General features: G+C 66.7%; 11 protein-coding genes. 3 read left to right on the top strand and 8 right to left on the bottom strand.

Annotated features, from left to right (window positions below):
* Positions 1–198 precede the first annotated feature (198 nt).
* The 4 genes from dut to ubiE are packed head-to-tail and all read right to left on the bottom strand — an operon-like array spanning position 199 to position 4,482.
* On the bottom strand, positions 199–654 hold the full coding sequence (gene dut, locus I6F28_RS29250) for a dUTP diphosphatase (protein WP_225142415.1): 456 nt from the start codon (positions 652–654) through the stop codon (positions 199–201).
* Positions 651–2,093 carry a bifunctional phosphopantothenoylcysteine decarboxylase/phosphopantothenate--cysteine ligase CoaBC gene (gene coaBC, locus I6F28_RS29245; protein ID WP_225142414.1) on the bottom strand — a complete coding sequence of 481 codons (1,443 nt, stop codon included), beginning with the start codon at positions 2,091–2,093 and terminating at the stop codon, positions 651–653. Before coaBC ends, dut begins: the two co-directional genes overlap by 4 nt.
* A gap of 56 nt (positions 2,094–2,149) precedes the next feature.
* On the bottom strand, positions 2,150–3,724 hold the full coding sequence (gene ubiB / locus I6F28_RS29240; RefSeq protein WP_225142412.1) for a 2-polyprenylphenol 6-hydroxylase: 1,575 nt from the start codon (positions 3,722–3,724) through the stop codon (positions 2,150–2,152).
* Positions 3,721–4,482: a bifunctional demethylmenaquinone methyltransferase/2-methoxy-6-polyprenyl-1,4-benzoquinol methylase UbiE gene (gene ubiE, locus I6F28_RS29235; RefSeq protein WP_225142410.1), complete on the bottom strand. Its 762-nt coding sequence runs from the start codon at positions 4,480–4,482 to the stop codon at positions 3,721–3,723. Before ubiE ends, ubiB begins: the two co-directional genes overlap by 4 nt.
* 81 nt (positions 4,483–4,563) lie before the next feature.
* On the opposite strand from ubiE, the gene mutM reads away from it, so the two are divergent.
* Positions 4,564–5,445 carry a bifunctional DNA-formamidopyrimidine glycosylase/DNA-(apurinic or apyrimidinic site) lyase gene (gene mutM / locus I6F28_RS29230; protein ID WP_036009051.1) on the top strand — a complete coding sequence of 294 codons (882 nt, stop codon included), beginning with the start codon at positions 4,564–4,566 and terminating at the stop codon, positions 5,443–5,445.
* A gap of 234 nt (positions 5,446–5,679) precedes the next feature.
* Here mutM and I6F28_RS29225 read toward each other — a convergent pair whose 3' ends face one another.
* Positions 5,680–6,423 (bottom strand): nucleotide-binding protein, encoded by a 744-nt coding sequence (locus tag I6F28_RS29225; RefSeq protein WP_036009049.1) that lies wholly within the window; start codon positions 6,421–6,423, stop codon positions 5,680–5,682.
* 273 nt (positions 6,424–6,696) lie between these two features.
* The gene (locus tag I6F28_RS29220) at positions 6,697–8,055 is read right to left on the bottom strand and encodes a serine protease (protein ID WP_036009066.1); all 1,359 of its coding nucleotides are present in this window, start codon (positions 8,053–8,055) and stop codon (positions 6,697–6,699) included.
* A 261-nt stretch (positions 8,056–8,316) separates the two neighbouring features.
* On the opposite strand from I6F28_RS29220, the gene I6F28_RS29215 reads away from it, so the two are divergent.
* Positions 8,317–9,120, top strand: a complete 804-nt coding sequence (locus I6F28_RS29215) for a HesA/MoeB/ThiF family protein (protein ID WP_036009047.1) — start codon at positions 8,317–8,319, stop codon at positions 9,118–9,120.
* Positions 9,121–9,129: 9 nt separating this feature from the next.
* On the opposite strand, the gene I6F28_RS29210 is transcribed toward I6F28_RS29215, so the two are convergent.
* The gene (locus I6F28_RS29210) at positions 9,130–10,137 is read right to left on the bottom strand and encodes an aldo/keto reductase (protein ID WP_036009063.1); all 1,008 of its coding nucleotides are present in this window, start codon (positions 10,135–10,137) and stop codon (positions 9,130–9,132) included.
* 112 nt (positions 10,138–10,249) lie between these two features.
* On the opposite strand from I6F28_RS29210, the gene I6F28_RS29205 reads away from it, so the two are divergent.
* Complete coding sequence (locus tag I6F28_RS29205) at positions 10,250–11,161, top strand: LysR family transcriptional regulator (RefSeq protein WP_036009045.1); 912 nt, start codon at positions 10,250–10,252, stop codon at positions 11,159–11,161.
* Positions 11,162–11,164: 3 nt separating this feature from the next.
* Here I6F28_RS29205 and I6F28_RS29200 read toward each other — a convergent pair whose 3' ends face one another.
* A complete protein-coding gene (locus I6F28_RS29200) occupies positions 11,165–12,166 on the bottom strand; it encodes a 2-hydroxyacid dehydrogenase (protein WP_225142409.1) in 1,002 nt (333 codons plus the stop codon).
* Position 12,167 lies beyond the last annotated feature (1 nt).

The raw sequence follows: 12,167 nt of genomic DNA, 5'->3' as shown, positions 1-12,167 counted from the left end.
CCAAGACGCGGAAATTCAAGACCGCACGAATCTGCGCGCGGCGACCCCCGTCGCGCGCGAATCAAAAGACAATACCCTCACCGCGACTCCGCCGGTAAGAGTCCAGATCGTGAACGCAAAGGCGGCCCCAAAAAAATGCGGGCCGCGCGGTTCCAAGGCGCGTGATTCTGCGGATGATTCGGCTGGAGTTGTCTTGGGTTAGCGCCCGGTCGAACCAAAACCGCCGGCGCCGCGGTCGGTCGACGACAATGTGGCGACGGGAACCAGCGCGGCCTGCAGCACCGGCGCGATCACCATCTGGGCGATGCGCTCGCCGCGCTTGATCACGAAAGGCGCGGTGCCGTGGTTGATCAGGATCACCTTGATCTCGCCGCGGTAGTCCGCATCGATCGTGCCCGGCGAATTCAGCACGGTGACGCCGTGCTTGGCCGCCAGCCCCGAACGCGGCCGCACCTGCGCCTCGTGTCCGGGCGGCAAGGCGATGGCAAGGCCTGTCGGCACCAGCGCGTATTGGCCTGGTGCGAGCGTCATGGGCTCGTTGTCCGGCACCGCGGCCATCAGATCGAGGCCGGCGGCCTCGCTGGTCTGATAGGCCGGCAGCGGCAGGCCCTCAGCGTGGGCGAGGCGTTGCAGCTCGACGGTCATCGTGCTCAAGATGCGGACTCCAGGGATTTGCCGGTCACGCTCTTCGCGATCTGCGCGACCAGTTCGATCGCGACCTGTTCCTTGGTCATCGCCGGCCAGGAATCAACTGCAATCTCGCCGTCCGGCGCACCGGTCTTGCGGCTGAGCAGGTGGACCGTGTTGCGGTCGCCGCCCATCACGCCGGTGGCGGGCGAGACGTCGTTGGCGACGATCCAGTCGCAGCCCTTGCGCGCGAATTTTGCTTTGGCGTTGTCGATCAGGTGCTCGGTCTCGGCGGCGAAGCCGATCACGAGCCTCGGGCGCTTGTCGGTGAGCTTGGAGATCGTGGCGAGGATGTCGGGGTTCTCGACCAATTGCAGCGGCGGCATGCCGGCCGCGGTTTTCTTCAGCTTCTGCTCGCCTTCATTGGCGACGCGCCAGTCGGCGACTGCGGCGGCGAAGATCGCGACGTCGGTAGGAAGCGCGGCCTTGACCTGCTCCAGCATCTGCCGCGCCGATTCGACATGCTTCACCGTCACGCCCGGGGGATCGTCGAGGTCGACCGGGCCGCTCACCAGAGTAACCTCGGCGCCCGCGGCCTGTGCAGCGGCGGCAATGGCAAAGCCCTGCTTGCCGGAGGAACGGTTAGCGATATAGCGCACCGGGTCGATCGCCTCATGGGTGGGACCGGCGGTGATCAGCACGCGCGTGCCCGCGAGCGGCTTCGGCGTCGGCGGCCGCAGCAGGCGCTCGGCGGCATTGGCGATCTCGATGGCTTCCGACATGCGGCCCGTTCCGGCTTCGCCGGCCTCGGCCATCTCGCCCGCGTTCGGGCCGATCAGCACAACGCCGTCGCCCTGGAGCTGGGCGACGTTGCGTCGGGTCGCCGCGTTGCTCCACATCAGCGGATTCATCGCCGGCGCCAGCAGCACCTTGCGGTTGCTCGCGAGCAGGATGGCGCTGGCGAGATCGTCGGCATGACCGTTCGCCATCTTCGCCATCAGGTCGGCCGTGGCCGGCGCCACCACGATCAGGTCGCAGTCGCGCGCGAGGCGTATATGGCCGGCATCGAACTCGCTCTGCGGGTCGAACAGGTCGGTATAGACGCGCTCATGCGACAGGGCGCTCGCGGCCAGCGGCGTCACGAACTGCTGCGCCGCCTTGGTCAGCACGCAGCGGACCTCGATACGGCGCTCCTTCAGCCTGCGGATCAGGTCGAGCGACTTGTAGGCCGCAATCCCGCCGCCGATGATCAGGGTGACGCTTGCCTCGGGAACGGCGCCACTGCGCTGCGGCGTCGGGGCGGCGGAGGGCACCGCAAACGGCGTCAGCGGCTCCTCGCGGCCCTCGATCAGCTCCCGCAGGATGACCCGGACCTCCTCCTCGACCGACCTGTGGTTCTTGGCCGAGCGCAGCCGCAAATAGGTTTTGACGGCGTCGTCGAGCTTGCGGATGGTCAGGCTTGCCATGACGCCCTCCGGCACGGAATGATAGCGATGCTATCACTCCAGTGATTGCAGTGCAATCACAGATTCCGGACGGCGATCAGAATCCCGATGAAGGTCGCGGCGATGATCCAGAGCGCCACGGTGCGCCAGCGGTTCTTGCGGCCCTCGCTGCGTCCCATCGCCGCGATGCTCTCCGGCGACAGCCTGATGCCCTCCCGCGTCATGGTCTCGAGCTGCTCGAGCACCTTCACCGACCGCTCGGCGATCTCAGGCAGGCGCATCAAGACCCGCGCGATGTCCCCGGTCCCTGTGAGGGCGCCCTCGATGCGGCCGATCGGTCCGAGGTTGCGCTCGATCCATTCGCGCACCACGGGGTCGGCGATTCGCCAGATGTCGAGCTTGGGATCGAAGCCGCGCGCCACGCCCTCGACCACCACCATGGTCTTCTGCAGCAGGATCAGCTCGGGCCGCGTCGTCATATCGAACAGGCCGGTGACCTCGAGCAGCAGCGTGAGCAGCCGCGCCATCGAGATCTCTTCCGCCGTGCGGTTGTGGATCGGCTCGCCGATGGCGCGGATGGCTTGGGCAAAATTCTCGACCGAATGATGCGCGGGCACATAGCCGGCCTCGAAATGCACCTCGGCCACGCGGCGATAATCGCGGGTGATGAAGCCGAGCAGGATCTCGGCGAGGAAGCGCCGCTCCTTCATGCCGAGCCGGCCCATGATGCCGAAATCGACCGCGACGAGGCGGCCGGCGTCATCCAGGAACAGATTGCCCGGATGCATGTCGGCGTGGAAGAAGCCGTCGCGCAGCGCGTGGCGCAGGAAGCTCTGGATCACCTTGCGGCCGAGATCGGGCAGGTCGACCCGCGCCTCGGCGAGGCGCTTGTGATCGTTCAGCGCGATGCCGTCGATCCATTCCATCGTCAGCACGTTGTGCGTGGTGCGGTCCCAGTCGACGGCGGGCACGCGGAAATCGGGATCGTCGCGCGTGTTCTCCGCCATCTCCGACAGCGCGGCAGCCTCTAACCGTAGGTCCATCTCCATCGCGACCGAGCGCGACATGGTGTTGATGACCTCGATCAGGCGCAGGCGCCGCGCCTCGGCCGAATAGGCCTCAGCCTTGTGCGCGACGTAGAAGAAATCGGAGAGATCGCGGCGGAAGCGCGCGGCGACGTTGGGTCTCAGCACCTTGATCGCGACGGACTTGCGGATGCCGTCGCGCACCACCTCGCCGCGATGCACTTGCGCGATCGAGGCCGCCGCGACCGGCGGGCCGAAGCTCACAAAGATGTCCGTCAGCGGCCGTTCCAGCGAGGTCGCGATCGTGGCCTCGGCTTCCTGCTGCGGAAACGGCGGCAGGCGGTCCTGCAGGCTTTCGAGGTCGCGCGCCATGATGACGCCGACCACGTCGGGGCGCGTGGCCAGGAACTGGCCGAGCTTGAGATAGGCCGGGCCCATCCGCGTCAGCGCGCGCGAGATCCGCGGTCCCTGCTTGGCGCCACGGCGCTCGATGATGCGCGCCAGCTTCAGCGCGAGCTGTCCCGGCGGCGGCACCAGGCTCGGATCGACCGCGCCGAACACGCCTTCGTGCGCAAAGACGAACGCGGCGCGGATCAGGCGCGCAATGTGGGTGACGGCAGAGATCACAAACGCCAGCCCGAATGCAGTGCGACGATGCCGCCGGAGAGTGTCTGCCAGCTGACGCGGGCAAAGCCGGCCTCGCGGATCATGTCGGCGAAGGCGGCCGGCTTTGGAAATCTGCGGATGGACTCGACGAGATACTGGTACGATTCGGCGTCGCCCGTGACCATGCGCCCGAGCGGCGGGATCACCTTGAACGAGAACAGATCATAGAGCTTGTCGAGGCCGGGCATCTCGACAGTGGAGAATTCCAGGCACAGGAAGCGGCTGCCGGGTCTCAGCACGCGATAGGCCTCGCGCAGCGCAAGGTCGATCCGGGGCACGTTGCGGATGCCGAAAGCGATCGTATAGGCATCGAAGCTGCGATCGGCGAAGCCGAGCGATTCGGCATTGCCTTCGACGAAATCGACCTGGGTGTCCAGATGACGCTTGGCGGCGCGTTCGCGCCCCACGGCCAGCATGTCCGCATTGATGTCGCACACCGTGGCGTGGAAGCCGGGGCCGGCGGCCTTGGCGGCACGGAACGAGATGTCGCCGGTGCCGCCGGCGACGTCAAGCAGCGCGAACGGCCGGTCGCCCCTCGGCGGATCCAGCGCGGTGATCATGATGTCCTTCCAGACCCGGTGCAGGCCACCGGACATCAAATCGTTCATCAGGTCATAGCGCGACGCCACGCTGCGAAACACATCGTTCACCAGCGTCTGCTTGTCCCCGAGGGGAACGTCCCTGAAGCCAAAATGCGTGGTTTCGCCCGGCCGATCCATTACTCTACTCCACTCGGCGGACCATAGCCCGCCCGCCGCAATGGCGCTATCACACCGCCTTCATAAGGTGAATGCCCGACCATGCCTGAATTGCCCGAAGTCGAGACCGTCCGCCGCGGCCTTCAGCCCGTGATGGAGGGCGCGAAAATCCTCGATGCGGAGGCCCGCCGGCCGGATTTGCGCTTTCCGTTCCAGCCCGACTTCGTGGCCCGGCTCAAGGGGCAAGTCGTCACGGGCCTCGGGCGCCGTGCAAAATATCTCATGGCCGATCTCGCCTCCGGCGACGTGCTCTTGATGCATCTGGGCATGTCGGGCTCGTTCCGCGTCATCAAGCCGGACAACGAGGCTCAGCCAGGCGAGTTTCATTATCCGAAGGCTAAGGATTCCGCCCACGACCACGTGCTGTTTCGGATGTCCTCGGGCGCCGACATCGTCTTCAACGATCCGCGCCGCTTCGGATACATGAAAGTGATTGCGCGTGGCGCGCTCGAAGACGAGCCGCTGCTGCGCGGGCTCGGCCCCGAGCCGCTCGGCAACGAATTCGACGCCGCGATGCTGGCGCGCTCCTGCCAAGGCAAGACCACGAGCCTGAAGGCCGCGCTGCTCGACCAGCGCGTGGTGGCCGGGCTCGGCAACATCTATGTCTGCGAGGCGCTGCACCGCTCGCATCTGTCGCCGCGGCGCATTGCTGCGACGCTATCCACCAGGAAGGGCGAGCCGACGGATCATGCGCAGCGCTTGGTCGGCGCGATCCACACCGTGCTGAACGATGCCATCAAGGCCGGCGGCTCCAGCTTGCGCGACCATCGCCAGACCTCGGGCGAGCTCGGCTATTTCCAGCATTCGTTCAGGGTCTATGACCGCGAAGGCGAAAAATGCACGACGCCGCGCTGCGGCGGCACGATCAAGCGGTTCGTGCAGAACGGTCGTTCGACGTTCTGGTGCGCGAAATGTCAAAAGTGACCGTCGGGATTGCCGCAGCGTCGTAGCCCGGATGGAGCGCAGCGTAATCCGGGGCCGGCCTCTCCGCGGAGAGACCTTCCTGGATTGCGCTTCGCTTCATCCAGGCTACGGGAGCCCTCGCTACAACGCGCGAGGCGAAGCAATCCGGCCGGGCTGGTGGCCGAACTGCTTCGTCGCTTGGGCCCGTTCACCGGATGGCGAAGAGCCCGACTGTCGTCCGAGCGATCGCCCCGCTCAGGACGCCAGTGCCGTGGTCTCGTCCGCCGCCTGTTCCGCAGCGATCTGCAGCATGCCGTGCGCAGCCGAGATGACCTGGTCGATCAGGACATTGGTGGTGGCTTCGAGCTCGAGCCGGGTCTCGATCCAGCGCCAGAGGCCGCGGATCTCGTCCGCCGATTTGCCGTTCGGCGCGAATTCACTCACGGCAAGGCCGCTCGCAAGCGCGTCCTGGTGATCGTTGCGCATCACGATCAGCGGACGCGCGAGCACCTCGGCAAGATCGAGCGCGGCTTCCTCGGCGAGCGCGGTCGCGGCGTTGTCGATGCGCTGTCCGCGGATCGGCGTCTGGTTGAGCACGAAGCTGTAAGGCCGCTTCCAGGCGCGGGCGACGCTGAGCGTCGAGACGGTCGCCTCGATGTCGGCGACGCTGGGACGGGCCGGGATCAGGCAGAGGTCGGAATGGCGGATCGCGGCGGTGGTGGCGGCGCTGAGGCCGGCGGCGGTGTCGACGATCGCGAGCTGGAGGCCGCTGTCGGCGAGCATCTTGAGACGCGGCGCGATATCGGCGGCGTGATAGATCGGCTCGACGACGAGATCGTCGGTAGAGCGGCGGCGCTGCCAGTTGGAGAGGGTGCCCTGCGGGTCGGTCTCGATCAGGCGGACGGTGAAGCCGGCCTGCTTGGCGGCCAAGGCGAGGCCGATGGCGAGCGTGCTCTTGCCGCTGCCGCCCTTTTGGGTGGCCAGTACGATCGTGTGCATTGAAGGTCAATCCTTTGGAGTGCTGGGTCAGGGATACGCCACGCGAACGTGCATCGCTTCTGGATGCTGAGCGCTTCTCGCTCAGGACGTGCCGGCCCGATCCAAAGGGGATCGCGGAGGTCCGAATCAACGGCAACGATGATGGCGGAATCGCGAATGCCAGCGAATCCGTACCATTACCGGCTCCGTAATCGTACGTAAGGTGGCCCGCACGGCCGTGCCCCGGCTCTGCGCGGCAGCGCAAGCGCTGCAACGCGTCCAGGGGCACGAGACCTACTTGCGCACGCAGATCACGCGCACGACGGCGGCTTTGGCGTCGGTCGACGTGCCATTCGGGCTGACGCCCTTCGCCTTGAGAAACCCGCGCACCGCCTCGGCAGAGACCATCATCGCCTGTGATGCCGGCACCGACGTCGCGGGTCCCGCGACCACCGCCGGCTTCAGCAGCGCGATGCCGGCGAACTTGCCGTCGCCGTCGACGGCTGGGCTGCCGGAGAAGCCGACCGCCGGCGGCGGCGAGAGCGCGGAATTGCTGCTCATCGCCGGCGTCAACGCGGCCTTGAGGTTCGACACGGCGGCGGCGCCGCCCTGGCTTTGCGGATCGGCGATGCCGACGACATCGACATTGGTCTTCGCGGCCCCGCCGGCGAGGCTGAGCGGCCTCAGGTCGCGCGCGCCGTAGATGCGCAGCAGCGCGAGATCGTGCTCCTTGTCCTCGGCGAGACGGTCGGCGCTGCCATGGCCGGCGATCGTGATCGCAAGGCAGCTGTCGGTGACGAGGCGGTCGGTGACGATCGCGCCGTCCTCGCTGACGACGATGCCGGTGCCGTATTCAACGTTCTTGCGCGGCGGCGGCCCGGCCAGCGGTCCCGAGGGAAACGCGTTGAACGCGCTCGACATCGCGATCACGACCGGCTCGACCGTATTCTCTGTCGCCTGGTCGTAGAGGATCGTCATGGTGCGGACCTCGTCACCCTTGAAGGTGCCGCGGACGTAGAACTTCTTCTGGCCCTGCAAGCCCGACAGCACGAAGAAATCCGGCTTCACCACGGTGTAATCGACCTTGCGGCCGGACGGCTCCTTCTCGAGATCGGCGAGCTTGGCCGAGGTCGGGCTCACTTCCTTGCGGCGGCTGAGAACCACCTGCACCGTCCCTGTCGGCGAGGTCCATTTCGAGCCGTTGGCGTCGCTTGCCTGCTGCGGCACCAGCTTGCCGGGAATGCCGAGCCGGGCGCCGCTGGTCGGCTCCGTCACGATCTTCCAGCCGACGCTCTCCTGCTTCTTGCGTGCCGCCTCGGCGAGCGCGGTGCGCTCCTGCGGATTGAGCACGCCGGTCGGCTTGCCGCCCTTGGCCTTCTGGTACTCCTTGATGGCGTTGACCATGCGCTCGCTGACGTCGCCGGTGATGGCGCCGTTATATTGTCCGACCCAGGCGAGGTCGGACTGGAGCGCCAGCCGCTCGGCTTTGGCCATGCCATCGGCCGTCGCTGACGGCGTCTGCATCGCAGGGGGCTTGACCGGAACGGTCTGGACCGTCTTCGGGGTGGCGCCTGGCACTTGGGGCGTCGTCATCTGGGCGTGCGCGCCCGTGGCAGCCGCCAACATCAGTGTTGCCGCAAGCATCGATCTCATGACAAATCCAGCCAGCCCGTTGAACGCCAAAACATTGAAAAGCATGCGATTGAAGCACATCTCGTTGGTCGCGAACAATGTTGCGGTGGTTCAGTGGCGTAGAGGCCGCGAGCTGAGATCCTCATCCTGCGGAGCGGCCTCGAGGCCGCGTCTCGAAGGATGGCCGCGGCGAAATCGGGACCTGCATGGTTCGAGACGGCGCTTTGCGCCTCCTCACCATGAGGGTTGAGAGCGGCGGCTTGGTAGGAGAGGCGTACGACGATGCTGAGCCCGGACGAACTCGAACGCTATGCCCGCCACATCGTGTTGCGCGACGTCGGCGGCCCCGGCCAGGCGGCGCTGAAGCGGGCCTCGGTGCTGGTGATCGGCGCCGGCGGGCTCGGCGCGCCCGCGCTGATGTATCTGGCCGCCGCCGGCGTTGGCACGCTCGGCGTGGTCGACGACGACGTGGTGTCGCTGTCCAACCTGCAGCGCCAGGTGATCCATACGACGCCCGACATCGGCCGGCACAAGGTCGAGAGTGCCGCCGAGCGGATCGCGGCGCTCAACCCGCATGTCCGCTTCGTCGGCCATGCCACCTGGCTCAACGCGGATAACGCGCTCGGCCTGATCGGCGATTACGACCTGGTGCTCGACGGCTCCGACAATTTCTCGACGCGCTATCTCGTTTCCGATGCCTGCTTCTTCGCCAAGCGGCCGCTGATATCAGCGGCGCTCGGCACCTTCGACGGCTCGCTGACCACCATCCGCGCGCATGAGACGAACGAGCAGGGCGAGTTCAATCCGACCTACCGCTGCCTGTTTCCGGAAGCGCCGCCGCCCGGCACGGTGCCGGCCTGTGCAGAGGCCGGCGTCATGGGTGCGCTCGCGGGCGTGCTCGGCTCGATGATGGCGCTGGAGGCCATCCGCGAGATCGTCGGCTTCGGCGACGGCCTCGTCGGCCGCCTCCTGATGATCGATGCGCGCGCGATGCGCTTCGAGACGCTGCGCTATTCACGCGATCCCGCCAATCCGCTCAACGGCGACGGGCCTGTGTTCGAGGATCTCAGCGTCCATCGCACCTGATCGCCGCGGTTACGCCGTCGCTGGCTTCTCGCTGTCGAGATGCGCCATATGCTCGGCCGGGTAGCGCGTGCCGGCCGCGATATTGGGTGGAAACGCCTTGGCCAGCGCCGCGACATGCACCGGCGTCAGCGTCACCTTCGTTGCGCCAAGCGCTTCGCTGAGGCGGTTGCGGGTGCGGGCGCCAACCAGCGGCACGATCGCGTTGTCCTGTGCAGCGACCCAGGCGATCGCAACCTGTGCCGGCGTTGCGCCGATCTCGTCCGCGATTGCGCGCAGCTGCTCCACCAGCGCGAGATTGGCGTCGAGGTTCGCCCCCTGGAAGCGTGGCGTCATCAGCCGGTAGTCACGGCCGGCCTTGCCTGAGTCCTTCGACCAGTGACCGCTGATCAGGCCGCGCGCGAGCACGCCGTAAGCGGTGATGCCAATGCCGAGCTCGCGGCAGGTCTTCAGGATATCGCGTTCGATGCCGCGCTCGATCAGCGAATATTCGATCTGGAGATCGGCGATCGGATGCACCGCATGCGCGCGGCGGATGGTGTCGGAGCCGACCTCGGACAGGCCGATATGCCTGACATAACCGGCCTTCACAAGATCGGCGAGACCGCCGATGGTCTCCTCGATCGGCACATTGGGATCGAGACGCGCGGGACGGTAGATGTCGACATAGTCGGTGCCGAGGCGCTGCAGCGAATAGGCGAGGAAGTTCTTTGTCGCCGCCGGCCTCGTGTCCATTCCCGCGAATTCACCGGCGGGGCCGCGCAGCGCGCCGTACTTCACACTGAGCTGCACCTTTTCGCGCGACACCTCCTTCAGGGCTTCCCGCAACAGCATCTCGTTGTGCCCCATGGCGTAGAAATCGCCGGTGTCGAGCAGGGTGATGCCGCCGTCGAGCGCCGCGTGCACCGTGGCGATGGCCTCGCCGCGATCGGCGGCGCCGTAGACCTCCGACATGCCCATGCAGCCGAGGCCGAATGTGGAGACGGTCGGGCCGGTTGAACCGAGTTTGCGCTGTTCCATGATGATCATCCTCGAAAAGGCGGCTGCGCCGCGTCACGAGGACAGATATGAGCCAGAGCGATTGCGCCGATAAGCTGGACAATCCAGAACGCCTTGTTCACATTGACGAACAATGGCCGAGCCCGATTTGCGCGATCTCGATGTCTTCGTGGCGGTTGCCCGCACCCGCAATTTCCGGCGGGCGGCGGTCGAAGTTCGCGTGTCCGTATCGAGCCTTAGCCAACGGCTGCGGGACCTGGAGGAACGCCTCGGCGTCCGCCTGATGAACCGCACGACCCGCAGCGTCGCGCTGACCGAGGCGGGCGAGCTGCTGTTGTCGCGCGTCGCACCGGCGCTGCGCGATGTCGGCGATGCCCTGGAGCAGGTCCGGGGCCTGCGCGGGGTCGCCTCGGGCCGCCTGCGCATCAATGCGCCGCCGCCCGCGGTCGATCTGGTACTGGCGCCGCTGGCCGGGCCGTTCCTGAGCGCCCATCCGCAGGTCGATCTCGACATCGTCAGCGAAAGCGGCTTCGTCGACATCGTGAGCGGGGGCTATGACGCCGGCGTGCGCTATGGCGAGCATCTCGCGCAGGACATGGTGGCGATCCCGCTGAGCGGCCCACAGAGCTACGTCGTGGTCGCTTCGCCCGGTTACATCGCGCGGCGCGGCAGGCCGAAGCATCCGAAGGACCTGCTCGACCATGATTGCATCCGCGCACGCTATTCGAGCGGCGTCATGCACGATCTGGAATTCGAGAGAGCCGGGCAGGTGGTGAAGGTCGATCCGCCGGCGAAGCTGATCTCGACCAATATGAATCTTGCAATGCGCGCCGCGCTCGACGGCGTCGGCATCTGGGCCACGCTCGACGGCTATGTTGGCGATGCCGTGAAGTCGGGCGATCTGATCAGCCTGATGGAAGAATGGTGCGAGCCGTTTCCAGGCCCGTTCCTGTATTATCCGAGCCGGCGCCAGACGCCGCCAGCGCTGCGCGCGTTCATCGATTTCGTTGCGGATTGGCGCAAGCGCGAAGGGCGTGGGAAGTAAACCTCAAAGCATGCTCGGCAGCACGCGGTCCGGCGGCTTGTGGGCATCGAGGAAGGTGCGGATGTTGATGATCACCTTCTCGCCCATCTCGACCCGGCCCTCGATCGTGGCCGAGCCCATATGCGGCAGCAGCGTCACCTTGCCGGCCCTGGCGAGCCGCACCAGTTTCGGATTGACCGCGGGCTCGTGCTCGTAGACGTCGAGGCCGGCGCCGCCGATCTCGCCGCCTTCGATCAGCTTGATCAGCGTGTCCTCGTCGGTGACCTCGCCGCGCGCGGTGTTGACGATATAGGCGTCTTTCCGGATCAGCTTCAGCCGCCGCGCCGAGAGCAGGTGATAGGTCGCCGGCGTGTGCGGACAGTTCACCGAGATGATGTCCATCCGCGCCAGCATCTGGTCGAGGCTTTCCCAATAGGTCGCCCCCAGCTCCTCGGCGATCACGGGGGCGACGGGACGGCGGTTGTGATAATGGATCTGCAGGCCGAAGGCGCGGGCGCGGCGTGCCACCGCCTGGCCGATGCGGCCCATGCCGATGATGCCGAGGCGTTTGCCCCCGATGCGGTGGCCGAGCATCCAGGTCGGCGACCAGCCGGCCCAGGGCTTGCCTTCGGTCAGGATCGAGGCGCCTTCGATCATTCGCCGCGGCACCGCGAGGATCAGCGCCATGGTCATGTCGGCGGTGTCTTCGGTCAGCACCTTCGGCGTGTTGGTGACGGTGATGCCGCGGGCATGGGCGGCTGCGACCTCGATATTGTCGACGCCATTGCCGAAATTGGCGATCAGGCGGAGCTTGCAGTCGGGCTGGTTCACGACCTCGGCGCTGATGTGATCGGTCACGGTCGGAACCAGCACGTCGGCGGTGCGGGCGGCTTCCGCGATCTGCTCGGGCGACATCGGCGTGTCGTCGAGATTGATCCGCGCGTCGAACAGCTCGCGCATCCGCGTCTCGATCGAATCCGGCAGCTTGCGCGTCACCACGACGAGGGGCTTTTTCTTCACCGACATG

The organism is Bradyrhizobium sp. NBAIM14 (assembly GCF_020193895.1).
In the GTDB taxonomy this organism is placed as follows: Bacteria; Pseudomonadota; Alphaproteobacteria; order Rhizobiales; family Xanthobacteraceae; genus Bradyrhizobium; species Bradyrhizobium yuanmingense.
Note: the sequence above shows the minus strand (reverse complement) of the source record. Positions and strands in the feature narration are given on the sequence as shown.